The organism is Oligella sp. HMSC05A10 (assembly GCF_001808335.1).
In the GTDB taxonomy this organism is placed as follows: Bacteria; Pseudomonadota; Gammaproteobacteria; order Burkholderiales; family Burkholderiaceae_B; genus Oligella; species Oligella urethralis.
In genome coordinates, this window is the sequence record NZ_KV792872.1 from 49911 (window position 1) to 74755 (window position 24845).

At 46.5% G+C, this 24845-nt stretch carries 20 protein-coding genes and 1 tRNA gene; 14 read left to right on the plus strand and 7 right to left on the minus strand.

The window, feature by feature from the left end; translation table 11 throughout:
• Window positions 1-77 precede the first annotated feature (77 nt).
• The 6 genes from HMPREF3144_RS03515 (at window position 78) to phoU (ending at window position 4871) form a co-directional block, all read left to right on the plus strand.
• Window positions 78-1199, plus strand: coding sequence for an ABC transporter ATP-binding protein (locus HMPREF3144_RS03515; protein ID WP_070476438.1), 1122 nt, complete (start codon window positions 78-80; stop codon window positions 1197-1199).
• A complete protein-coding gene (locus HMPREF3144_RS03520; RefSeq protein ID WP_018026169.1) occupies window positions 1196-2107 on the plus strand; it encodes an ABC transporter permease subunit in 912 nt (303 codons plus the stop codon). Before HMPREF3144_RS03515 ends, HMPREF3144_RS03520 begins: the two co-directional genes overlap by 4 nt.
• On the plus strand, window positions 2107-2907 hold the full coding sequence (locus tag HMPREF3144_RS03525) for an ABC transporter permease subunit (RefSeq protein ID WP_036558361.1): 801 nt from the start codon (window positions 2107-2109) through the stop codon (window positions 2905-2907). The genes HMPREF3144_RS03520 and HMPREF3144_RS03525 overlap by 1 nt, the downstream gene beginning before the upstream one ends.
• 120 nt (window positions 2908-3027) lie before the next feature.
• The gene (locus HMPREF3144_RS03530) at window positions 3028-3375 is read left to right on the plus strand and encodes an arsenate reductase family protein (RefSeq protein ID WP_070476440.1); all 348 of its coding nucleotides are present in this window, start codon (window positions 3028-3030) and stop codon (window positions 3373-3375) included.
• A complete protein-coding gene (gene rpiA, locus HMPREF3144_RS03535) occupies window positions 3372-4052 on the plus strand; it encodes a ribose-5-phosphate isomerase RpiA (RefSeq protein ID WP_070476442.1) in 681 nt (226 codons plus the stop codon). The genes HMPREF3144_RS03530 and rpiA overlap by 4 nt, the downstream gene beginning before the upstream one ends.
• Window positions 4053-4112: 60 nt before the next feature.
• Complete coding sequence (gene phoU, locus HMPREF3144_RS03540) at window positions 4113-4871, plus strand: phosphate signaling complex protein PhoU (protein ID WP_036558366.1); 759 nt, start codon at window positions 4113-4115, stop codon at window positions 4869-4871.
• A 678-nt stretch (window positions 4872-5549) separates the two neighbouring features.
• Here phoU and HMPREF3144_RS03545 read toward each other — a convergent pair.
• The 3 genes from HMPREF3144_RS03545 to HMPREF3144_RS03555 all read right to left on the minus strand — a co-directional run bounded on the left by HMPREF3144_RS03545 (window position 5550) and on the right by HMPREF3144_RS03555 (window position 9889).
• Complete coding sequence (locus HMPREF3144_RS03545) at window positions 5550-7724, minus strand: malate synthase G (protein ID WP_070476444.1); 2175 nt, start codon at window positions 7722-7724, stop codon at window positions 5550-5552.
• 96 nt (window positions 7725-7820) lie between these two features.
• Entirely contained in the window at window positions 7821-9425 is a 1605-nt protein-coding gene (locus HMPREF3144_RS03550; RefSeq protein ID WP_018026163.1) for an isocitrate lyase, read from the minus strand.
• A gap of 386 nt (window positions 9426-9811) precedes the next feature.
• Window positions 9812-9889, minus strand: a tRNA-Arg gene (locus tag HMPREF3144_RS03555).
• A gap of 246 nt (window positions 9890-10135) precedes the next feature.
• Between HMPREF3144_RS03555 and HMPREF3144_RS03560 the strand changes: the two genes are divergently transcribed.
• Window positions 10136-12436 (plus strand): heavy metal translocating P-type ATPase, encoded by a 2301-nt coding sequence (locus tag HMPREF3144_RS03560; RefSeq protein ID WP_070476446.1) that lies wholly within the window; start codon window positions 10136-10138, stop codon window positions 12434-12436.
• 68 nt (window positions 12437-12504) lie between these two features.
• Here HMPREF3144_RS03560 and lexA read toward each other — a convergent pair whose 3' ends face one another.
• Together lexA and HMPREF3144_RS03570 are read right to left on the minus strand one after the other, a co-directional pair.
• Entirely contained in the window at window positions 12505-13161 is a 657-nt protein-coding gene (lexA, locus tag HMPREF3144_RS03565; protein ID WP_036558372.1) for a transcriptional repressor LexA, read from the minus strand.
• Window positions 13162-13255: 94 nt separating this feature from the next.
• On the minus strand, window positions 13256-14455 hold the full coding sequence (locus HMPREF3144_RS03570) for an amino acid aminotransferase (RefSeq protein WP_048767528.1): 1200 nt from the start codon (window positions 14453-14455) through the stop codon (window positions 13256-13258).
• 93 nt (window positions 14456-14548) lie between these two features.
• Here HMPREF3144_RS03570 and uvrB point away from each other — a divergent pair, with 93 nt between their 5' ends.
• The 4 genes from uvrB to HMPREF3144_RS03590 all read left to right on the plus strand — a co-directional run bounded on the left by uvrB (window position 14549) and on the right by HMPREF3144_RS03590 (window position 18567).
• Window positions 14549-16576 carry an excinuclease ABC subunit UvrB gene (gene uvrB, locus HMPREF3144_RS03575; protein WP_036558375.1) on the plus strand — a complete coding sequence of 676 codons (2028 nt, stop codon included), beginning with the start codon at window positions 14549-14551 and terminating at the stop codon, window positions 16574-16576.
• Between the two features lie 69 nt (window positions 16577-16645).
• Window positions 16646-17185: a hypothetical protein gene (locus tag HMPREF3144_RS03580; RefSeq protein ID WP_018026159.1), complete on the plus strand. Its 540-nt coding sequence runs from the start codon at window positions 16646-16648 to the stop codon at window positions 17183-17185.
• Window positions 17186-17202: 17 nt separating this feature from the next.
• Complete coding sequence (locus tag HMPREF3144_RS03585) at window positions 17203-17718, plus strand: DUF2478 domain-containing protein (RefSeq protein WP_018026158.1); 516 nt, start codon at window positions 17203-17205, stop codon at window positions 17716-17718.
• Between the two features lie 27 nt (window positions 17719-17745).
• Entirely contained in the window at window positions 17746-18567 is an 822-nt protein-coding gene (locus HMPREF3144_RS03590; RefSeq protein ID WP_070476448.1) for a class I SAM-dependent methyltransferase, read from the plus strand.
• 45 nt (window positions 18568-18612) lie between these two features.
• On the opposite strand, the gene HMPREF3144_RS03595 is transcribed toward HMPREF3144_RS03590, so the two are convergent.
• Window positions 18613-19515, minus strand: coding sequence for a recombination-associated protein RdgC (locus HMPREF3144_RS03595; protein WP_070476450.1), 903 nt, complete (start codon window positions 19513-19515; stop codon window positions 18613-18615).
• A gap of 177 nt (window positions 19516-19692) precedes the next feature.
• On the opposite strand from HMPREF3144_RS03595, the gene recA reads away from it, so the two are divergent.
• Both recA and recX read left to right on the plus strand, forming a co-directional pair.
• On the plus strand, window positions 19693-20769 hold the full coding sequence (gene recA / locus HMPREF3144_RS03600) for a recombinase RecA (protein ID WP_018026155.1): 1077 nt from the start codon (window positions 19693-19695) through the stop codon (window positions 20767-20769).
• A 9-nt stretch (window positions 20770-20778) separates the two neighbouring features.
• Window positions 20779-21396, plus strand: coding sequence for a recombination regulator RecX (gene recX, locus HMPREF3144_RS03605; protein WP_018026154.1), 618 nt, complete (start codon window positions 20779-20781; stop codon window positions 21394-21396).
• Between the two features lie 137 nt (window positions 21397-21533).
• Here recX and argH read toward each other — a convergent pair whose 3' ends face one another.
• Complete coding sequence (argH, locus tag HMPREF3144_RS03610; RefSeq protein WP_018026153.1) at window positions 21534-22955, minus strand: argininosuccinate lyase; 1422 nt, start codon at window positions 22953-22955, stop codon at window positions 21534-21536.
• Between the two features lie 147 nt (window positions 22956-23102).
• On the opposite strand from argH, the gene HMPREF3144_RS03615 reads away from it, so the two are divergent.
• Entirely contained in the window at window positions 23103-24788 is a 1686-nt protein-coding gene (locus tag HMPREF3144_RS03615) for an NAD+ synthase (RefSeq protein WP_070476452.1), read from the plus strand.
• The last annotated feature ends 57 nt before the right edge of the window (window positions 24789-24845 follow it).

Sequence of the window (24845 nt, forward strand, 5' to 3'; positions counted from 1 at the left end):
ATCAATGGCCCGTAGGATTAAGACTTTCTTAATTGACGGGCCATTAATCAATTTTAGCAAGAGGAATTGAGATTACTATGACTGATGGACGCATAGCGACGACAGCAACGACTGATGACGAGTTTTTAAAACTGGTCAATTTAAAAAAGATTTATGGTGAGGTAGTAGCAGTTAAAGGGGTGGATCTAACTGTTAAGCGCAATGAGATATTTGCACTGTTAGGTAGCTCGGGTTGTGGTAAGTCCACCTTATTGAGGATGTTAGCCGGTTTTGAAAAGCCCACCTCTGGTCAGATTTTTCTTGACGGTGTTGATATTGCCAATGTGCCGGCCTATAAGCGCCCGGTAAATATGATGTTTCAGTCCTATGCCTTATTTCCACATATGACGGTAGAGGCTAATGTCGTCTTCGGACTAAAGCAAGAGGGCGTCGATAAGCAAGAAATTCATCAACGTGTGTTTGAGGCTTTGGATTTAGTGCAAATGGCCGGGATGGCGCGTCGTAAACCATCGCAACTCTCCGGTGGTCAGCAACAGCGTGTGGCCTTAGCGCGCAGCTTGGTTAAACGTCCTAAATTACTGTTATTAGATGAGCCGATGTCGGCCTTGGATAAGCAAATCCGTCAAAAAACACAGATTGAGCTGACTAAAATTATTGAACAAGTGGGCGTTACGTGTATTATGGTGACCCACGATCAGGAAGAGGCCATGACCATGGCCAATCGCTTAGCCGTGATGACTGCCGGTGAAATTATTCAGCAGGGTACACCAAAGGATGTGTATAGCTTCCCTAACTCGCGCTTTGTTGCCAGCTTTATCGGTAATACCAATATTTTCAAAGGGCGAATTGTGGTGGACGAGCCGGATCACGTGTTAATTGAATCCGATAATTTAGAAAGCCCGCTCTATGTGAGCCACGGGGTCAATGAGCCTTTAGGAATGGAAGTCTATGTGTCTATTCGTCCTGAACAAATTCGTGTCTTGACAGAAGAACCGGATGATTCGGTTAACGTGGCCTATGGTGTGGTGACGCACGTAGCGTGGATGGGTAGCTATATGCTTTATCAAATTGAGTTGGATTCTGGTAAAGTGGTGGATGCCAGTATGCCAGCGCGTATGGCCTTAGAGGATGCACCCAGCATTGACGATGAGGTGTATATTACCTGGGGTCCGGATAGTGGGACGGTATTATCATCATGACGAGATTAGCTGCTTTATTTTCTTGGTTGCCGACGCGTGAGCGCTTAAGTATTGTGCCGCCGTTTGTCTGGCTGATTTTGACATTATTGATACCTTTTTTAATTGTCTTAAAAATCAGCTTTGCGGAGTCTATTTTTGGGCAGCCGCCGTATTCGCAATTATTTGAATATAAATCCGCTGTTTTACGCTTTTCGCTGTATTTAGAAAGCTATATCACGCTATTTACTGATACGATTTTTGTAGAGGCGTATATACGCTCCATTAAAATGGCAGCAATCACCACCTTATGTTGTATTTTGATTGGCTATCCCATGGCTTATTTTATTGCCCAAGCCAATCCCAAAACACGGAACTTATTACTGCTGGGCGTGATTTTGCCATTTTGGACCTCCTTACTGTTGCGGGTCTATGCATGGGCCGGCATTCTGCGCAATGAGGGTTTGCTCAATAACTTTTTAATTTGGCTTGGCGTTATTGATACGCCGATTGAGCTTTATCGTACGGATATTGCTGTGTATATCGGTTTGGTTTATACCTATTTACCGTTTTTTATTTTGCCACTCTATACCAATCTATTAAAGCATGATCAGCGTTTAATTGATGCGGCCTATGATCTGGGCGCGCGACCGATTAAGGCATTTATTACCATCACCTTACCTTTATCGATTTCTGGCGTGATTGCGGGTGCGATGTTGGTCTTTATTCCTTCAGTAGGTGAGTATGTGATTCCTGAGTTATTAGGCGGTACCAATACCTATATGATTGGTCGAGTAATGTGGGATCAGTACTTTACTAACTCCAATTGGCCAATGGCAGCAGCCATTGCAGTGGTGATGCTATTGATTTTATTGATTCCTTTGGTATTGTTCCAGATTAACCAGGCTAAGCAATTGAAGGAGCAAAACTGATGAGACTAAGTACCTTGTTTAAATACTTTGTGTTTATCGTCGGTTTCGGGTTTTTATATTTACCGATTCTGTCTTTAGTGGTTTTTTCCTTTAATGACTCCGCACTGCAATCGACTTGGACGGGCTTTTCTTTGCGTTGGTATCAAAGCCTGATGGCGGATACGAATCTTTTAAAAGCGGCTTGGTTATCCATCAAGATTGCTGTACTTTCAGCCACAGCAGCGGTGATTGTAGGCACCTGGGCGGCTTATGTCCTGGTCCGTAAAGGGCCTTTTTTAGGTTTTCCGCTCTTTATCGGTATGTTGAATGCGCCCTTGGTGATTCCGGAGGTGATCTTGGGTGTGTCAATTTTATTGATGATTATTGAGCTCAGAACCATTGTCGGTTTCCCCGCAGAAAATGGCATGTTTACCATTTGGGTTGGGCATGTGGTGCTGTGTGTTGCCTATGTCTCGGTGGTGGTTGCCTCACGTATTCGGGAGCTGGATCGTTCGCTTGAGGAAGCGGCGATGGATTTGGGTGCGACCCCGCTAAAGGTATTTTTTAGCATTGTGCTACCCCTAATTGCACCGGCGATGGTGGCTGCTTGGTTACTGGCCTTTACTTTATCGATGGACGATGTGGTGATTGCCTCCTTCCTTAATGGACCAGGCTACACCACCTTGCCAGTCGAGGTGTTTTCTCGTGTGCGTTTAGGCATTAAACCCGAGGTCAATGCCTTGGCGACGATCATGATATTTATCGTTGGTGTTTGCGTGATCATTGGTAATCGTTTACAGTTTAAAAAGACTGACAGTTAAACTGATGTAATTAGCGGCCGTTTCAGGCCGCTAATTACTTGTTTATCTGGTGATCATGGTATTGTTTGAGCGAGATAGTCTGAGTCGTGGCAATTCGATTAAAGATTCAAGGGTATATGAATGTCATTTCAAATAGTTGGTTTAAAGCGTTGTAGCACCTGTGTTAAGGCAAAAAAGTGGCTTGAAGCCCAGGGGCATGAGGTGCTTATGATTGATGTGCGTGAGCAGGTGCCGAGTGCTGAACAATTAACAACATGGGCAGCCGCCTTAGGTTGGGATAAACTGATTAATAAGGCCTCGCAGACATGGCGTCAATTAGACGATAGCGCTAAAGTGTTGAATAGCGAGGCGGATCGCATTGCCTTAATCCAAGCCCATCCCAGCGTGATGAAGCGGCCTTTACTGATTTATCCGGGTGGTTTTAAATTAGGCTTTTCAGAAGCCTCTTATCAGGAGTTCGTGGCGTGAGTTTAAGTCAGGATCAATTAAAGCAGCAAGTAGCAGAGGCTGCCGTAGCCTATATTCGTGAGTTTTTTACGGCCGATGCCGTGATTGGTGTGGGCACCGGTTCCACCGCAGACAAGTTTATCGATGCCTTAGCACCATACAAGGATCAGTTTAAGGGCACCGTGGCCAGTTCAGAACGTACGGCAGCACGTTTACAAGCGCATGGTATCCAGGTCTTTGAGTTAAATGAGATCGATTCGATGCCGGTGTATGTGGACGGTGCGGATGAGGTGAATCCCAAATTGCAGATGATTAAGGGGGGTGGTGGTGCCCTAACGCGTGAGAAAATCGTTGCCTCAGTGGCCGAGCGTTTTGTTTGTATTGTAGATGATTCTAAGTGGGTTACGCATTTAGGTCGTTTTAAGATTCCCCTAGAAGTGATTCAGATGGCAAAGCACGCCGTTACTAATCAGCTTAAAGCCTTGGGGGCGAGCGAGGTGGTAGAACGTAGCGGCTTCATTACGGATAATGGCCATCCTATTTTAGATGTGGCAGGCTTTCAATTAGCCGATGCGGCTGCACTAGAGCAGCAGATTAATCAAATCCCGGGAGTGGTGACTTGCGGTTTATTTGCACTGCGTCCGGCCAGCGTTGTTTTAATGGCAGCACCGCAGGGCGTCAAAGTTATCACGGCCTAATGTCATTGAGTTGTCATAATCTACTATTACAATGTAATAATTTTCAATATGGAGTGTCAGATGATTGAACAGCACACAAGTACCCGTTACGGCGAGTCTTTAGAGCAAATTCGTTCTCAGTTTCTACGCATGGGCGGCTTGGTTGAGTCCATGATTAATGACGCAGTTGAAACGCTTAGCACCGGTAACACGGCATTAGTTGAGCGCGTCATGGAGTATGAAATTGAAGTAAACAACTTGGAAGTTGAGATTGACTCCTTGATTACTCAGGTGATTGCACGTCAACAACCGGCAGCGATTGACTTACGTTTGCTTTTATCGGTCACTAAAATGTTAACCGACTTGGAGCGTTCTGGGGATGAGTCCGAGAAAATGGCGCGTACGGCCAGACGCCTGATCGAGCAACAAGCTCGTTTTGAGCCCATTGTTGACCTAAGTTATATGGGTAGTCTGGTGGTCAAAAACTTGCATGATGTACTGGATGCATTTGCTCGTTTCGATCCTATCGCCGCTGCTGAAGTGGTGCGTCGTGATAAAAAGATTAATAAAGAGTGGCGCAGCGTGTTACGTGAAACCAGTAGCTTTATGATTGAGGATCCACGTACCATCAGCTCCGCTATCGATTTAATGTTTATGGCACGTTCCTTAGAGCGTATTGGCGACCATGCTAAAAACATGGCTGAGCGTGTGATTTATACGGTTCAGGGTGAGGATGTGCGTCACACTGGTAATAAAAACGTACTGAAAGTCGCTAGTAGAGACAGTATTAATACATCGTATGAGACGCAAGAGGAAGAGGGCGACTCTGCTGAGAGTTAAATTGTCGTCATCGTACGGCCTCCATTGATGTCTCAAAGACCTGTGCTGAATTTTTCGCCAGGTCTTTTTTTGTTGTTAATAATGTGCTTTGTGAGTGTAAATAAGTTCACACCCATGGCGTATGCCTTATGCTCACCGCTAGCAAGTTACGCGGTGTTGCTTCAAATCTTAGCAAAGCTGATATCAGCTGCTAGATCAATGGGATAGAGCGCATTCATCAGTTAATGCACAAAGTTATCCACAGCTTTTGTGGTTAATCTATGGTGATTAAATCAAGGCATGCTAGCCGCTTTATACGTGGTTTAAAACCTTAGGAGCCTCGACCACAGTCGCGCTAGCTAGACACCTTAATGTTATCCAAAAAATAGCTAGCTTATTGATTAATCACGATTTTTTGTTTTTACCTCTGGCTCGCATTGGCCTTGTCGACCGGCCTCAAGCGGTACGCATGCTTAGTATGTAATCAAGTGTGACTTAAGCTTATAAATCAATCACATAGCTTGAAGTCATCAAGCAATACACAAAGTTATCCACAACTTTTGTGGTTAATAACGGATACTGGTGGAAAAGTGTATTGGGAGCTTCAATAGAGGATATAAAGACAGCAAAAAGCCCATGTGCATTGTTGCGCACATGGGCTTGAGCTAATTGACTTGCTTAGTTAAAACGATGCTGTGATTAAGCCTTTTTAACTTCAGCGCGCCAGTAATGCAGTAAAGGCTCAGTGTAGCCGTTAGGCTGTTCTTTACCTTTAAAGATTAGGTCACTCGCCGCTTTGAAAGCAGCGGAACTTTGTTCATTGCCTGACATGGGGCGATATAAAGGGTCGCCAGCATTTTGTTCGTCAACGACTTTAGCCATGCGACGAAGTGCGGCGTCCACATCCGCTTTGCTGACCACGCCATGGGCTAACCAGTTGCAAATATGCTGACTGGAGATGCGTAGCGTGGCACGATCCTCCATCAAGCCGATATTGTGAATATCAGGCACTTTAGAGCAACCTACACCCTGATCAACCCAGCGTACCACATAGCCTAAAATACCTTGGCAGTTGTTATCCAACTCTTCTTGCTTTTCAGCATCAGACCATGAGGTATCCGTAGCGACCGGAATCGTTAATAAATCGTCCAGATAGTCCGTCTTGTCCTTTGCTTTTTCGGCTTGTACATCGAATACATTCACTTGGTGATAATGCAAGCTGTGGATAGTCGCACCGGTAGGTGAGGGTACCCAAGCGGTGGTAGCGCCAGATTGTGGGTGGGCGATTTTCTGTGCTAGCATGGCTTTCATAAGATCAGGCATGGCCCACATGCCCTTACCGATTTGTGCTTTGCCCTGCAGACCGCATGCTAAACCAACCTGCACGTTATTGGCTTCATAGGCTTTGATCCATGGCGTTGCTTTCATATCACCTTTGCGGATCATTGGGCCAGCGAGCATTGAGGTGTGAATTTCGTCACCGGTGCGGTCTAAGAAACCGGTATTAATAAACACGCAACGCTCTTTTGCCTCGTAAATACATGCTTTAAGGTTAACCGAGGTGCGACGCTCCTCATCCATAATCCCCATTTTGAGGGTGTTTTTAGGCAGCTTAGCTACACGCTCAGCCGCAGCAAAAAGCTCATTGGCAAAAGCCACTTCCTCAGGGCCGTGCATTTTAGGCTTAACAATATACACACTGCCATTGCGGCTGTTTTTATTGCTATCGCGTGCCTGATCGTAGCCCGCAATAATGGCGGTGACGACGGCATCTAAAATGCCCTCAGGGATCATATTGCCTGCTTCGTCCAACACGGCAGGGGTAGACATCAAATGACCCACATTGCGGCAGAACAATAGGGAGCGGCCTGGTAGTTTAAAAGGCTTTTGCTCGCTCGCACATAAGTACTCGCGATCTTCGTTTAAACGACGGACAAAGACTTTACCGTCTTTAGCAATTTCTTCGCTTAGTTCACCGGTCATTAGGCCTAACCAATTACGATAAATTAAGGCTTTATCAGGACCGTCAACAGCAGCTACCGAATCTTCAAAGTCAATAATGGTGGATAGTGCCGCTTCCATTACAATATCCTTAATCCCGGCGGGATCTTGCTGGCCGATGGGGTGATTTTTATCGACGAGAATATCGAAATGTAAGCCGTTATGTAAGAAAACCATTGAGCTAGGTGCGGCGGCATCGCCATTAAAACCAACGAAGAGCTCATTATGCTTTAGCGTAGTTTCATGGTCATTGTTTAGTCTTACTTTGAGCTCACCATTTTCAATGCGGTAAGCGACGGCATCTGCGTGTGAACCCTCAACGAGCGGGATGCTCTCATCTAAGAAGCGACGCCCGAAAGCGATGACTTCAGCCCCGCGCTGTGGATTATATTCGCCAGTGGGCGCTAATTCACCGTCCTGATCAATGGCATCGGTGCCGTAAAGCGCATCGTACAGGCTGCCCCAGCGTGCATTGGCCGCATTGAGGGAGTAGCGGGCATTAGTTGCGGGTACGACGAGTTGCGGACCGGCTTGTTCGGCGATTTCACGGTCAACATTTTCTGTGCTGATCTTAAAATCGGCCGGTGCATCAATTAAGTAGCCAATTTCTTTTAAAAAGGCTTTGTAAGCCTCCATATCCTGAATAGGACCAGGATTTTGCTGATACCATTGATCGATTTTTGCTTGTAAGGCATCACGCTTTTCAAGTAAGACCTTGTTTTTTGGTGCTAGTGCTTTTACCAGATCGGAAAAGTTTTTCCAAAACTCATCACGGTCCAACTTGTGGGGGTGATTGGCTAAGATATCATTATTAATCAAATTGAAAAGTGTCTCTTCAACTTGTAAAGATTCTATTTTCTTGTACTGAGTCATAACATCGTCCAGAAAAAGTGTTAAACGAAATTGGCTTGCCGTAGCAAGCCAATTTCAAGACATAGAACTATTCGATAATAAAGCTTCTAATTTGATTTAGAAGTTGAATTGGTTCATTGTGTTGTCTTTACCAGAGGCTTTAAGTGCCGCATCACCTGAGAAGAACTCTTTGTGGTTATCACCGATATCAGAGCCCGCCATATTTTGGTGCTTAACGCAAGCAATACCCTGACGAATTTCTTCACGCTGAACACCTTTCACATAGGCAAGCATCGCTTCTTCAGGCGAGAAGTAGCCTTTGGCTAAGTTATCGGTTGAAAGGGCTGCGGTGTGGTACGTTGGTAGGGTGATCAAGTGGTGGAAAATACCAGCTTGAGCAGAACCGTCTTTTTGGAAGCTGCTAATTAGCTTATCAGCCTCTTCGCATAGCTCAGTACCATCATACTCGGCGCTCATAAGTGCATCACGTTTGTAGGCAGAAACGTCTTTGCCTTCTTCCTGCCATTTGTCGAAGACCTGTTGACGGAAGTTAAGTGTCCAGTTGAATGATGGGCTGTTGTTGTAGACGAGCTTCGCATTCGGCACGACCTCGCGAATACGATCCACCATCGCTTTAATCTGACCTACGTGAGGCTTCTCAGTCTCAATCCAGATCATATCAGCACCGTTTTGCAGTGAGGTGATGCAGTCAAGTACGACGCGGTCCTCACCAGTGCCCTTACGGAATTGGAAGAGATTGCTCGCTAAACGCTTAGGTCGTAATAATTTACCCTCACGCTTGATGATAATATCGCCATTAGCTAATTGATCAGCAGAGATTTCCTCACAGTCTAAGTAGCTATTGTACTGATCACCTAAATCACCTTCTTCATGTGTGATAGCGATTTGCTTAGTTAAGCCGGCACCTAAGGAGTCGGTACGAGCCACAATCACGCCGTTAGGAATACCTAACTCTAGGAAAGCGTAGCGCACGGCATTGATTTTGGATAAAAAGTCGTTGTGCGGCACAGTTACTTTACCGTCTTGGTGACCACATTGTTTCTCATCCGATACTTGGTTCTCGATCTGAATCGCACATGCACCGGCCTCAATCATTTTCTTAGCAAGTAAGTAAGTCGCTTCTTCGTTACCAAAACCAGCGTCAATATCCGCGATAATCGGCACAACATGGGTTTCAAAATTGTCGATTTGGTCGATGATTTCAGCTTCTTTTGCTTTATCGCCAGCTTCACGAGCAGCATCTAAGGCCGTGAAGAGTAAGTCTAATTCACGTGCATCGGCTTGACGTAAGAAGGTGTAAAGCTCCTCGATCAAGTCAGCAACAGAAGTTTTCTCGTGCATTGACTGATCCGGAAGTGGACCGAACTTAGAGCGTAAAGCAGCTACCATCCAGCCGGATAAGTATAAATACTTCTTATCCGTGGTTTTGAAGTGCTTTTTGATAGAAATTAATTTTTGCTGAGCAATAAAACCGTGCCAACAACCCAAAGACTGAGTGTATTTAGATGGATCAGCATCGTACTCTTCCATGTCTTTACGCATAATATCAGCAGTGTAACGTGCGATATCCAGACCATTTTGGAAACGGTTCATAATACGCATACGTGCAACAGCATCCGCATTGATAGCGTTCCAACCAGAGCCGGCTTGATTAATTTCTGCTTGAGCCTTTTGAACTTCAGCTTGATAGTTTTGAGTCATAACACTCTCCCTGTTGATTAATAAAAAATTTGTTGCGTTGTAGCGTACTAGCCTAGTAAATTTGCTTATTTTTGGTCTTATACAAGACTTAATGCCTTGATAATACTAGGTTAGAAGCAGTCTTATATAAAACATAAGACTTATTGATGCATAGCAATAAATTAACGTAAAAAGCGACCGATGTAAATAGCAATTTCCCTTAGATTGTTAAATTAAGGGAAAACCATAGTATTTCGGATTTTTTGCTTAGGTGGAGTGACCTTGCTATCTTAAAAAACGGATATAGGCATGTGAAAAGGGCTAGGAGGGGATTGCTAAGCCTAAACTAAACTATCATGGTGCAATAATGAAAAAGGGCCACTTCATTTGAAGTGACCCTTTAAATCTGGCGCGCCCGGCAGGAATTGAACCCACGACCTCTTGGTTCGTAGCCAAGCACTCTAATCCAACTGAGCTACGGGCGCTGAATTCATAATTATATGGTGCCTATTTGTATTTGTGAAGTGATTTTTTATAAAAAGTATGGCTTTTAATATTAACTGTTGTTTTTTTCGTATGATAATAGGGGAACGGTCCTGGTCTTTAGCGTATAAGCGGCAGTGCCTATATCAATCAGGACTTTAAATATACGATTTCGATAGTATCTAATCTAATGCGCCTTGGTTTTAAGGGTAGTGTCAGAGCAATGCATTTATTTGGAGTAAATCAGTATGTCTAATACGCATCTAAGCATGACCATTGAGGGTATGACATGTGCCTCGTGTGTGGCCCGTATAGAGCGGCTAGTAGGGCGTATGGAGGGCATAGAGGCTATTAATGTCAATTTAGCCACTGAGCGAGCGGATATTGTTTTGGATGCCACTGCGCCTGCCGAGATTGATGCGATTAAGGCGGTGATTCATAAAGCTGGTTTTAGCGCAACGCTATTGCCCCAGTCCTCGATGACAGGGACTGAGTCCGATGCACGCTCGCCTGTTGACAGCTCATGGGTGGAGCAGTTAGCGCAACGCAAAGATAGAGAAGAAGCGCTTTTAAAAAGGGATTTAATCGTTGCCTTGCTGCTTAGTCTACCGGTGTTTATTTTGGAGATGGGTGCGCATTTAATACCCGCCATGCAGCAATGGGTGGATACTCGTATCGGTTTGCACAATAGCTGGTATTTACAATTTTTATTAACCAGCTTGGTATTAAGCTTTCCCGGTCGCCGCTTTTATCAAATCGGTATTCCTGCCTTATTGCGTATGGGACCAGATATGAATTCTTTGGTTGCTATCGGTACGCTAGCGGCTTATGGTTTTTCAGTGGTAGCCACGTTTTTCCCTTTTGTGCTGCCAACGGGTGCAGTCCATGTCTATTATGAGTCGGCAGCGGTGATCGTCACCTTGATTTTATTCGGTCGCTATTTAGAGGCTAAAGCCAAAGGTCGTACCTCAGCAGCAATTCAGCGTTTAGTTGGGCTCCAGCCCAAGGAGGCCCGGGTACTACGTAACGGCGAGTGGCAGCAAATAGCGCTCGCAGAGGTGCAGTTAGATGACGTGTTACAAGTGCGTCCCGGTGAACGAATTGCGGTAGACGGTATCTTGCTGGAGGGGCAGAGCTTTGTTGATGAAGCCATGATTAGCGGTGAGCCGATTCCCGTTGAAAAAGTGCCGGGTAGCCAGTTAATTGGCGGCACCATTAATCAGCAGGGTGCTTTTACTTTTAAGGCAAGTGCTGTAGGAGAGAAGACGGTTTTGTCGCAGATTATTAGTTTGGTAGAGCAGGCACAAGCGGCTAAATTACCAATTCAATCGGTCGTCAATCGCGTCACCTATTTCTTTGTGCCAACGGTCATCTTATTAGCCTTTATCACCTTTGTACTATGGTTGGTGTTGGGACCGCAACCAGCCTTAAGCTATGCGCTTGTCAATGCCGTGGCGGTATTGATTATTGCTTGCCCATGTGCGATGGGCTTGGCGACACCGACTTCAATTATGGTGGGTACAGGGCGCGGTGCCGAGTTGGGTGTGTTATTTCGCAAAGGCGATGCCTTACAAAGCCTTAAAGATGCTAAGGTAGTGGCAGTCGACAAAACAGGTACCTTAACCCTGGGTCGTCCAACCATGACGGCACTTGAGACTGCTGCGGGCTTTCAGCGCTCAGAGGTATTAGCCTTAATCGCTGCAGTAGAGCAGCAATCTGAGCATCCGATTGCGCATGCGATTGTGGCAGCGGCTGAGGCTGAAGGGCTGAGCCTTCCTACACTAACTCAGTTTGAAGCCATTAGCGGGATGGGGGTAAGAGCGCAGGTCGAGGGCCGCAGCGTTGCGATCGGCGCAGATCGCTTCATGCGCTCTTTAGGCTTAGATCCTAGTCAGTTTGAAGCGACTGCCTTGCGTTTAGCAAATGAGGCTCAGTCGCCGATGTATGCAGCTATTGATGGTAAATTGGCTGCCATTATTGCTGTCTCCGATCCCATTAAGGAGAGTACCCCCGCAGCGGTTCAGGCCTTGCACGACTTAGGTCTTAAGGTAGTGATGATTACTGGGGATAAGCAACAAACTGCGGAAGCCATCGCCAAGCGTCTTGGTATTGATGAGGTGGTGGCAGAGGTGTTGCCGCAGGATAAACTGGAGCAGATTAACGCTTTACGTAAGCAATATGGTGCCGTTGCCTTTGTGGGTGATGGGATTAATGATGCACCAGCACTAGCTGAAGCCGATGTGGGTATTGCCATCGGTACCGGTACGGATGTGGCAATGGAAGCGGCGGATGTGGTGCTGATGTCGGGTAGCCTAAATGGCGTGCCTAATGCCATTGCCCTTTCGCAGGCGACCATAAAAAATATCCATCAGAACTTATTTTGGGCCTTTGTCTACAATACAGCGCTGATACCCGTGGCGGCCGGTATTCTCTATCCGTTTAAGGGGATCTTGTTGTCGCCCATGTTTGCTGCTGGGGCAATGGCTTTGTCAAGCGTCTTTGTGCTGACGAATGCCTTGCGCTTAAAAAGCTTTAAAGCGCCTCTATAGGCTAGTTGTATCGGGGAGCGCAGTTTATGATGCATATGGTGAGCGCTCACCCGCTATAAAAATTAAAATTAGTTTAGGCTTCTAATTAATCCTACTGCTAAGCCCTCAATCGCAAACTCATCTTGGGGAGTGACGATAATGGGCGCAAAATGCTGATTTTCGGCGATGAGCGTGATGCGATTTGCACCCTTTTGAAAGCGCTTAACCGTCACATCGTCATTAATCCGGGCCACGACAATTTGGCCATTATGTGCGGATTGGCTCTTTTTAACCGCTAGTAAGTCACCATCATAAATTCCTATATCAATCATCGACTCACCGCGTACACGCAGCAGATAGTCGGCCTTATCTTCAAACATGGCAGGATCGACAGGAATCTCCTTTTCAATATGTGCTTGTGCCAAGATGGGGTTACCCGCAGCAACTCGACCGATCAAGGGTAGGGTAGTCAGTCGCTCGCTCAACTCGGCTGCGGCAGCGCTTGCCGTGGCGGGAGTCGTAGCTTCTAAGTCGGGGTTTAGTCGTATGCCACGAGAGGTGCCGGGTGTCAAAATAATCGCGCCTTTTTTAGCTAGGGCCTTAAGATGATCCTCGGCTGCATTAGCAGAGCGAAAGCCTAAGCTCTGAGCGATTTCGGCGCGTGTGGGTGGAAAGCCAGTGCGACGAATGCTGGCTTGAATCAGGTCAAAGACTTCCTGCTGTCGGGCAGTGAGTTTGATGCTCATGGTACTCCGAAATAGAAAATGACTGTACATCTGTACAGTCATTTTCTATCATAATGTAGATAAATGCAAGCACTATTTAGACCACAGCCTCTGATTAAAGCACAGTTGCAATGGCCTTAGCGACATAATCAATGTTGTTTGAGTTTAATGCGGCGACACAAATACGACCCGAATCCACGGCATAAATGCCGAATTCCTCACGCAGGCGCTCGACTTGACTCTTGGTGAGACCAGAGTAGGAGAACATGCCATTTTGCGCCAAAATAAAGGAAAAGTCCTGGCTCACGCCAGCCGCCTTGATCTTTTGAACTAATTGTTCGCGCATGCTACGAATACGGCAACGCATCTCACTCAGCTCCTCTTCCCATAGGGCGAATAGCTCGGGTGAGTTAAGTACACTGGCGACCACCGTTGCTCCATGCGTTGGTGGATTAGAATAGTTGGTACGAATTACGGTCTTAATCTGACTCAATACCTTAGTCGCAATCTCTTTAGAATCAGTAGTGAGGGTTAATGCGCCGACACGTTCACCATACAGTGAAAAAGACTTGGAAAATGAGGAGCTAACTAACATCTCAATGCCAGATTCAGCAAATAGACGTACCACTTGGGCATCTTCCTCAAGTCCCGCACCAAAACCCTGATAAGCAATATCCAAAAAGGGGATAAGCTGATGCGATTTGATAATCGCTAAGAGCTCCTGCCATTGGGCTAAGCTAGGATCCACACCGGTTGGATTATGGCAGCAGGCATGTAAAATCAGAATGCTGCGCGGTGCCAGGCTTTCAAAATGTGCCTTCATCGCCTCAAAGTCCAAGCTGTGTGTGGCAGCTGAATAATAGGGATAAGTAGCTACCTGAAAGCCGGCGTTTTCAAAAATAGCGCGGTGATTTTGCCAACTTGGATCACTGATATAAACGGTCGCATCCGGGACGATCGTTTTTAAAAAATCTGCCCCGATTTTAAGCGCACCGGTACCACCGATGGATTCAATAGTGATTGCACGACCTTCAGCGATCAAGGAGGAGTCTGCACCTAAAAGAAGCTTTTGGGCACCTAGGTTATAAGCAGCCAAGCCCTCAATTGGTAAATAGCCGCGTGGCAAAGCCCCTTCAAAATGTAATTGCTCAGCGGTACGTACGGCTTTGAGTAAAGGCAGGCGACCAGCGTCGTCACTGTAAACCCCAATGCCCAGGTTGACCTTTTGCGGGCGGGGGTCGGCGTTAAACTGCTCATTAAGACCTAAGATAGGATCGCGTGGAGCCATGGCCACGTTTTGGTATAGACTACTCATCGTATGTACACACCTGATTTTGAAAATAAAGAATAAAAAAGCGATAATGGTTTATTGCCCAATGGGCGCATCCACAGCAAATAATTATATCAAATGAGCCAAGCAAAATTTGTAGAATTTCCTAATAGCCCCTTTCAACTTTATCAACCATTTCCACCTGCCGGCGACCAACCGGGAGCGATTGATACGCTGGTTGAGGGGATTAATGACGGCTTAATGTTTCAAACATTATTGGGGGTCACTGGTTCGGGTAAAACCTATACCATGGCCAATGTGATTGCCCGCTTAGGTAGGCCAGCGTTGATTTTGGCCCCGAATAAAACCTTGGCGGCCCAGCTTTATGCGGAAATGCGTGAATTCTTCCCGCACAATGCGGTGGAGTATTTCGTCTCTTACTATGATTATTATCAACCAGAGGCCTATGTGCCAGCGCGTGATTTATTTATTGAAAAAGACTCTTCGGTAAATGAGCATATTGAGCAGATGCGCTTATCGGCGACCAAAAGCTTATTGGAGCGACGTGACACCATTGTGGTAGGTACGGTATCGACAATTTATGGTATCGGTAATCAAAGCGATTATCATGCGATGATTTTATTGCTTAGACGGGCTGATGAAATCCCTCGCAACGAGCTATTGGCACGGCTAGTCGCCATGCAGTATGAACGTAATGATATGGACTTTAGCCGTGGCACCTTCCGAGTACGGGGTGATGTGATTGATATATTCCCTTCGGAAAACGCCGAATTAGCAGTGCGCTTAAGTATGTTTGATGATGAAATTGAGCGCATTGAGCTATTTGATCCTTTGACTGGGCGAGTGCGTCAGGAGATTCCTCGCTTTACGATTTATCCAAGTTCACATTTTGTGACGCCGCGGGCTACTATTTTGCGGGCGATTGAAACCATTAAAGAGGAGCTGCGGGAGCGCAAGCAGTATTACTACGATCAAGGCATGTTGGTTGAGGCGCAGCGGATTGAGCAGCGTACCTTATTTGACTTGGAAATGATGCAGGAGTTGGGCTTTTGTAAGGGCATTGAAAACTACTCGCGACACTTGTCAGGCGCAGCCCCGGGTGAGCCACCGGCTACCTTAATTGATTATTTACCACAAGACGCCTTGATGTTTTTTGATGAGAGTCATGTCATGATGGGACAATTACGCGGCATGTACCGTGGTGACCGTTCGCGTAAGGAAACGCTAGTGCAATTCGGTTTCCGTTTACCCTCCGCCTTAGATAATCGCCCCTTAAGAATTGAAGAATTTGAGCAGCGCATGCGCCAAAGCGTGTTTGTTTCTGCTACCCCGGCCGACTATGAGTTGGCGCATTCAGACCAGGTGGTGGAGCAGGTGGTACGACCGACGGGTTTAGTGGATCCGGTGGTTGAGGTGCGCCCTGCACTGACTCAGGTGGATGATTTGCTGGGTGAGGCGAAAGAGCGTATTGCCGTGGGTGAGCGTGTGTTGGTGACGACTTTAACTAAACGTATGGCCGAGGATCTGACCGAGTATCTAGAGGAAAATGGTCTGAAAGTACGCTATTTGCATTCGGATATTGATACGGTGGAGCGGGTTGAAATTATTCGTGATTTGCGCTTGGGCACCTTTGATATTCTAGTGGGCATTAACCTCCTAAGAGAAGGCTTAGATATTCCAGAGGTATCGTTGGTGGCGATTTTGGATGCGGATAAGGAGGGTTTTTTACGCTCCGATCGCAGCTTAATTCAGACCATTGGTCGTGCCGCACGTAACTTAAACGGTAAAGCGATTTTATATGCGGATCGCATCACTGACTCCATGGCTAGAGCGATTGATGAAACCGAGCGACGTCGCCTTAAGCAAATCACCTTTAATGAGGAGCATGGTATTACCCCAGTTGGGGTGCATAAAGCAGTTAAGGAGATGATTGACGGGGTAATGACACCGTTGGAGGAGCCTAGCATGGCGCTCTCACAGGACGATATAAAGCGCTTTATTAAGGACGAAAAGGCCCTCAGTCGAGAGCTTAAGCGCTTAGAAAAACAAATGTTGGATCACGCCAAAAACCTTGAGTTCGAACAGGCGGCGGCGGTGCGTGATCAGTTACAACGGTTAAAGCAAGAAGTTTTGTTAAACTCATAGGGCTCTACTGGGGTTTTCTTATTAATCCAGGTATGATTAGTTTTTAATTTAGTTTATTCAATGTGATCGATGCGTATTACTCCGCTTTCTAAAAAAATCATTGTTATTGTTGCTGCGGTTACTTTTGCCTTGGTGGCTTTGGCGGGTCTGATGCCGCCAACCAAAAGTTTACCCGAGGAAATCCCTGCGGCGCCTCAAGAAATAGAAGAGGGCAAGGTGATTAGCAAGCAAAAGCAGGAAGAGATTATGGTACGTTCACTGACCAATTTCTCGCATGATATTGACGATGATTTGCAACATGGCGCTCAATACACAGGCTACATTAAAGGTGCGGGTAATGCCATTTTTCGACTGCATGCAACGGCTGGTCAGGAATTGCTAGCGGAGTTGGCGGCTCAGGAAAGTCAGACCTTTGAGATGCTCCTATTTAGTAATGTCAGCAGTAGTGTGTATACCTTGATTAGCGGTGAGCCTTATACCATTCCCGCCACCGGGCTGTATGAAATACGTTTAGTATTCCGCACGCATATTGAATCAATTCAAGCTCAAGAGGCTGAAAATCAACAGGCAGTGCCCCAGCTCTTTAATATTTCCTTAAGATTAAAATAAATGGCAGCGAGTAGGTGATGAAAAATAAACCCTTAGCAGTGATAGTCTTTGAAGATGATGGTAACGAAGCGGTGATGACCATGTGGAATGCGGTTGCCGCAATGAAGCAAAGGCAGCTCAGGGTGGGTGGCTTATTAAATAAAAAAGACGCTGCGGGTGGCTATATTGGTGAGGTGATTTGCTCGGTGAATGACGATCGTGAATACACGATACTTGTTAGTCGAGGTGCCGGTGCTAGTGGGTGTCGGCTTGATAGCGTGGCGTTAGCAGAGTCCAGTGAGGTACCTCGTGAGGCTTTGGACCAAGGGGTAGATGTCTTAGTGATTAATAAATTTGGGGTTGCTGAGGCAGAGGGCAATGGCTTACTTGCGGAAATGACACGCGCCGCCAGTGAGGGGGTGCCGGTGCTAGCAGCTGTACACCAAAAATATGCTGATGCTTGGCGCAGTTACAGTGGTGACTTAGGAGTTGAGCTCTTTCCTATGGTAGAGGAAGTGATGGCTTGGTTGGATGCACAACTCGCCGAGGATTAGCCCGATTTGAGCAAAAGGAGGAGCCATATGTCACAACGTCGCATTTTACCAGACCTTGATATGAGCCAATGGTATAAAGATTATATGGCGCACATTGGCTTTGCAGAGCAGCCGCCAGCACGTTGGGATCAGCGTGCGCATTCCATGCAGCAAAAAGGGCTGGTGGTCTCCCCCTATATCAAAGCCTTTATGGACCGCATTGATTTTAACGGTATCGCTACGGTGCTAGATGTGGGTTCGGGTAATGGTGTTTTAGCCATGCAAATGGCGCCCTTGGTTGAGCATGTCTATTGCCTAGACTATAGCCGTGTGATGTTAGATTATGTGGAGCTTAATGCGCGTGCTGCCGGGATTGAAAATATCAGTACCATCCACTTAGCCAAAGAAGATGATTGGCAAGGCAAGGTGCCTCAGGTGGATATATTAATATCCTCACGTTCAGGTTTAGATGCGGATGTAGCGGCATTATTTGCTAAGTTTCACCGCTACGCTAAAAAGCATATTTACTACTCCTACTTGGTGGGTGGTCGCTTTGATCAGCCAGTCATCGCTGAGCGCTTAAATAAGCAGCAAGCGCCTTATCCTGATTATATTCATATTGTTAATGTGCTCTATGAAATGGGCATTGACCCTAGCCTAAGCTTTGTACAAGCGGCCGGTCGTTTGGCAAGCTGCACCGATGAAGCCGCTTTTTTAAAACAAATGGAGCAGCAGTACGGTCAGTTGGAGGCGGAGCAAATCGCCTTATTAAAAGACTTTTTTGAAGCAGAAAAGTCATATTTTGGTGATGCTAAATACGGGATGAAATGGACCTTAATTGATTGGCCCGTGCCATCATCAATGGGCTAGCACACTGCCTAGAGGAGTGGCTTAGCCCGTGATGACTTGGACCGCCTATGATTGCTTTTTCTCACCACCAAGGGCGCTGCTAAGATCCTCAAGTAAGCCTGAAAATTCCTTGCACATCAAGGTCATATCCGCTTCATAGCGTTCAATCTCATCGGCGCCACTCGGGTTGCGCTGTTCATCTAGAATGTCCAACGCCTGTATGCGCTTAATTTCCATGGTGTCATTCAGTACAAAACTGATACGATCGCGCCAAGTTAAACCAAGCTTAGTGACAATTTTACCGCTCTCAATATGCTTAGTTACTTCCTCTTGGCCTGGAATCACATTGCTAAAACGTACCGTCGCACGATCCTCTTGGGTTGATTTAAACTCCACCTGAGGTTCCAAATTAAAGCCTGCCGGCGCCTCATCACTAAAGATCCATTCTGTCATCGCGGTGCTAGGAGAGACTTCGGTCATAAAAGACTGAATTGGCATGGGGTCTAAGGCCTTGACTAATAAGGAGATGACCTCATCGGCCTTGGCTGCGGTGCCTGCATCAATATAGAGCCAGTGATTTTCCAAATCCAAGCAGACACGGGTTTGCCTAAAAATGCTAAATGCCTTAGGAATGAGGGTGTCAGTGACCATCTCCTTAATCTCACGCATTTGCTTACGACCTGGCTTATAACCTTGTTGCTCCTCAACTTCGAGTGCTTTTTCACGGGTAAATTGGTTAATTACACTGGCCGGTAGTAGTTTTTTTTCTGCTTGTAAGCAAAGGAAATAATACTGGCCCAGCTCATACACTAAGCCACTTTCCGCCAGCGGAGTAGTCCAGCCGAGTTTGGTGTCTGGTCCCGGGCTACCTTCGACAAAGGCATGTGCCTGTAACTTTTCCTCCAAGTCTCGGGCAGAGATTGTCCAGTCAGGATTGAGACGAAATAGTTTGAGATTTTTGAACCACATATTTTTGCCAAAAAGCTAAGTGTAGCACTTAATACTAAGTCGTAAGAAAAACACAAGGGGTAGATAAAATTAGCAATACTGTGCAAATATACAGTATAATTAATGGCATAATGATTGCACCGTAGCAGAGCAAGTACCGCTACATCAGCACCATAATTTAATTTTAAGGAAAATTGCATGAGTAAAAAAGCAACTAGTGTGGCTAATGACGAGCGTTCAAAAGCCTTGGCAGCAGCCTTATCCCAGATTGAAAAGCAATTTGGTAAGGGATCCGTGATGCGCTACGGTGATAATGAGGTCCAGCACGATATTCAGGTTGTGTCTACCGGTTCCTTAGGCTTGGATATTGCTTTAGGTGTCGGCGGGCTGCCGCGTGGTCGTGTGATCGAGATCTATGGTCCGGAGTCTTCAGGTAAGACCACCTTAACCTTACAGGTGATTGCTGAGATGCAAAAGATCGGCGGTACGTGTGCTTTTATTGATGCTGAGCATGCCTTGGACGTGCAGTATGCGGCTCGCTTAGGGATTAATCTTGAGGATCTCTTGATTTCTCAGCCAGATACAGGTGAGCAGGCGCTTGAGATTACTGATGCCTTAGTACGTTCTGGTTCAGTGGATTTGATCGTGATTGACTCGGTTGCCGCTTTAACGCCACGTGCTGAGATTGAGGGTGATATGGGTGATAATCTACCCGGTCTGCAGGCACGTTTGATGAGTCAAGCGCTACGCAAATTAACTGCCTCCATCAAGCGCACCAATTGCATGGTGATCTTTATTAATCAGATTCGTATGAAGATCGGTGTGATGTTCGGTAGTCCTGAAACCACCACTGGGGGTAATGCACTGAAGTTCTATTCTTCGGTACGTCTGGATATCCGCCGCATTGGTTCAATTAAACGTGGTGACGAAACCATTGGTAATGAGACTCGTGTTAAGGTGGTCAAAAATAAAGTCGCCCCTCCGTTTAAGCAAACCGAGTTTGATATTATGTACGGTACCGGCATTTCACGTGAGGGTGAGATTATTGACCTAGGAGTGAAAGCAGGGATTGTGGATAAAGCCGGTGCCTGGTATAGCTATGAAGGCACCCGTATCGGCCAGGGTAAGGACAATGTGCGTGAGTATTTACGAGAAAATCCTGCCATGGCAATGGAGATTGAGAATAAGATCCGCGAGGACTTAGGCATTATCCAACGTGCCATGTCGACCGATCCGGTTGAGGGTGCAGACGCCGAATCGCCTGAGGAAATCTGAGTCAATTAGATGAGTTCGCACGATAGTCACGATCCCGGAGATTACAGCTCCCTTTCCGAGGAGCTGTTGCTTAAGTCTTCAGCCGCTAAGTCCAAGCAATCGCAGCTCAGTTTATTAGCACGAGCCATTGCGTTTTTATCACGTCGTGAGCATTCTGAAGCAGAGCTGCGGCAAAAGTTGCAGCGCTATACGGACGATTTGGATGAGATAGATGCGGTGCTGGCCCGTCTACAGCGGGAAAACTGGCAGTCTGACGAGCGCTTTGTAGAGAGTTTTGTGCAGAGCCGAGAGCAGCGTTGGGGTAATCAAAAAATTCTACAAACCCTATCGCAGCACAAGCTTGATAGCGACACATTAGCCGAACTTCGGGACGATCTCAAAGATACGGAGTATCAACGAGCTCGGGAGCTTTGGTTAAAGCGCTTTGGTGCGAAGTACGGATTAGATCCCTATGATCCAGAGAGCGAGGTAGATGAGGCACTGTTGCAGCAATTCAAGCAGCAGAGTCCTGAAGCGCAGGCCAAGGAAAGGGCCAAGCAGATGCGTTTTCTGGCCTCCCGAGGCTTTACTGCGGATGTGGTCTATCGGGTAGTTAATTCACTCGGTGCACCTGAGGATGATGAGTGATGTGTGGTTTATCAACAATTGCCGGCACGCTGTCCAATCCATGCTAACAAAGTAAAGGCACACACGATAACAGCCTAGGAGCTCAACAAAAAAGCTAAGGATGTATATACACCCTTAGCTTTTTTTCAGGCTATCAACTACTTTTCTGCCAAAATTCGCTCAGCCTCGGCTTTAACACGCTCGGGGGCGGTGCCACCAAGGTGGTTGCGAGCAGCAACCGAGCCCTCAAGGGTTAAGACCTCAAACACATCCTCTTCAATGCGATTGTCAAAAGCTTTAAGTTGCGCTAAATCCAGTTCGGCCAAATCACAACTAAGCTCTTCACATTTGCGTACTGCTAAGGCAACCGCCTCATGCGCATCACGGAAAGGCAGGCCTTTTTTGACTAGGTAATCCGCTAAGTCTGTGGCTGTTGAAAAGCCTTGCAGTGCGGCATCCCGCATATTATCCGCATTAACTGTTATACCGTCTACCATATCTACAAAAATGGTTAAGGTATCCCGTAAGGTGTCAGCGGTATCGAACAAACCCTCTTTATCCTCTTGGTTGTCTTTGTTATAAGCCAGTGGTTGAGACTTCATCAGCGTAAGTAGGGCGATTAAATGACCATTAACACGACCAGTTTTACCGCGCGCTAGTTCCGGTACATCAGGGTTTTTCTTTTGCGGCATAATGGAGCTACCGGTACAAAAGCGATCAGCGAGTCTAATAAAGCCAAAACGTGGGCTCATCCAGAGAATTAACTCCTCAGAAAAGCGTGAGATATGTGTCATCACTAAGCTGGCAGCGGCACAGAACTCAATGGCAAAGTCCCTATCTGACACCGCATCTAAAGAATTACGACAGACCGCCTCAAAACCCAGACGCTCAGCGCTACGCTCACGATCAATAGGATAGGAGGTGCCGGCTAAAGCAGCAGCGCCCAGAGGAGAGCGATTAACACGGCGACGGCAGTCAGCTAAACGCTCTGCATCACGTTGGAACATCTCTGCATAGGCTAGCAAGTGATGACCGAAGGTCACTGGCTGCGCAACTTGCAAATGTGTAAAGCCTGGCATTATCGTCGCATGCTGCGCTAGGGCAACGCGCGCTAAGGCTTGACGTAACTGCTTGAGTAATTCAAGTAAGCGGTCAATCTCAGCGCGTAACCAGAGGCGCATATCCGTCGCTACTTGGTCATTACGTGAGCGACCGGTATGTAGGCGCTTGCCAGCATCGCCGATAAGCTCCACCAAACGCTTTTCAATATTCAAGTGCACATCTTCAAGATCAAGCGACCAATCAAAATCACCCGCCTCGATCTCTTGAAGAATCGTAGCCATGCCTTGTTCAATCTGGGCTAAATCATCCTTGCTGATAACGCCCACATGGGCCAACATCTCAGCATGCGCAAGCGAACCTTGAATATCAAAAGGGGCCAGGCGTTTATCAAAATCCACTGATGCAGTGTAACGCTTAACTAGCTCAGAAACCGGCTCGCTAAAACGAGCTGACCAAGCCTTGGCTTTATTGTCAAATTGATTGTGAGTGTTGTTATCCGGGGTAGTAGAATCAGTCATTTGATTGAAAATATCTGTAAAATATAGAACAGCGCCTAGCAAAAAGCAGGTGGCGCAATGTAATGAATTATTTTGCTAATCTAATCTTTAATTATAAAGGCTTTGTACGCCGCCTGATGCAAAGCGTATTTTATTTGTGAAAATGTTATGACTGAGCGCCCTTTAACAATTGCCGTTGCCCAAGCCCGTTTCGCTGTTGCCGATTTTCAGGCAAATATTCAAAAAATTGTTGCCATTGCCAAAGCAGCGCAGTCGCAGTCGGTGGATTTATTGTTATTGCCGGCTTTAGCCCTTTGTGGCGTGGGTTTACAGGATCTGGTTAGCCGCCAAGCTTTTTTAGTTGAGCAACAACAGGCGCTCCAACGTTTAGCGCAAGAATTGGCTCAATGTAAGGGTTTATATGTGGTCGTGGGCCACTTAAGTCCACATGAAGGGCAGTTATTTAATAGCGCTTCCGTGTTGTTTAATGGTGAAGTTAAGCAGACACATCATCAATTATCGGCAAAAAGTAATCAGCGCTTGGGGGATACCTTTGATTTAGATGAGGGCATTGATTTAGCGTCACCAAGCTTGGATATTAAGGGGCATCATTTTGCCACTGCCATTGGTGATGAGATTTGGCGCACTGGATTTACTGAGCGCATGACTGAGCAGGGCGTTAAAAGTATCTTGCTGCTAGATGCTACACCGTATCATGTGGGTCGTATCCGTGAGTATCAAAAGCGTCTAAGCGATCAATTGGCTGAGCAGCCAGTCAATCTCTTTTATACCAACCAGGTGGGTGGGCATGATGAGCTAATTTATGAGGGGCATGCCTTTTTACTAAATCATGAGCAAGAATTGCAGCTTGAATTAGACCACTTTGTAGAGGCAATGGCCATCTTTCAACTGGATCAACGCGAGCGTTGGTCTTTTGTCCAGGCCCATGCGCTTAGCCCTGAGTCACATGCCCAGGCGCTACCAGAGACGCTTCTATATCAAAGCACAGAAGCGACGGAGGCTGAAATTTGGCGCGCCTTAGTGTTATCGACCCGTGATTTTTTAAGGGATAGTGGCATGTCTAAGGCGACTTTAGGTTTATCCGGTGGGATGGATTCTGCCTTAGTGCTAGCGGTACTTTATGATGCCATTGGTGCAGACAATATCACTGCCGTGATGCTCTCATCCAAATATACTTCGCAATTATCCTTGGACTTAGCAGAGGATATGGCTGATCGCTTAGCTGTGCGCTATCACCAAATCAGTATTGAACCCATGTTTGATGCCTATATGGCGGGCTTGGCGCCTGTATTCGGGGACCTACCGGCAGATACCACGGAGGAAAATCTACAAGCCAGAATTCGCGGCGTGATTTTAATGGCCTTATCCAATAAACTCGGGGGCATGGTGATTTGTAGTGGTAATAAATCCGAAGCAGCCACGGGTTACAGCACCCTCTACGGCGATACCGTGGGAGGTTTTGCGATTCTTAAAGATGTGCCTAAGACTTTAGTTTATCGCTTGGCGCATTGGCGTAATCTGCAGCAAGAGATTATTCCGCCAGGCATAATCAGTCGTGCGCCCTCGGCGGAGTTGGCCGAAGGGCAGGTAGATCAAGATAGTTTGCCGCCTTACGAGGTGCTAGATGAGATTTTGTATCGCTTGATTGAGCTAAAGCAAAGTAGTGAAGCGATCGTGCAAGCGGGTTTTGATGAGACCACCGTGCAGAGAATTAGCCGTTTATTAAAGTTTAATGAGTATAAAAGACGTCAAACAGCGCCAGGTCCCCGCATCAGCGAGGGCGCTTTTGGTCTGGATTGGCGCTATCCACTTGCTCATGGCTTTAAATACTAAAAACAACAGTTAAGAGCAGCTGAGTAGCTGTAAAGTTTGATTAAATGAAGGATAATA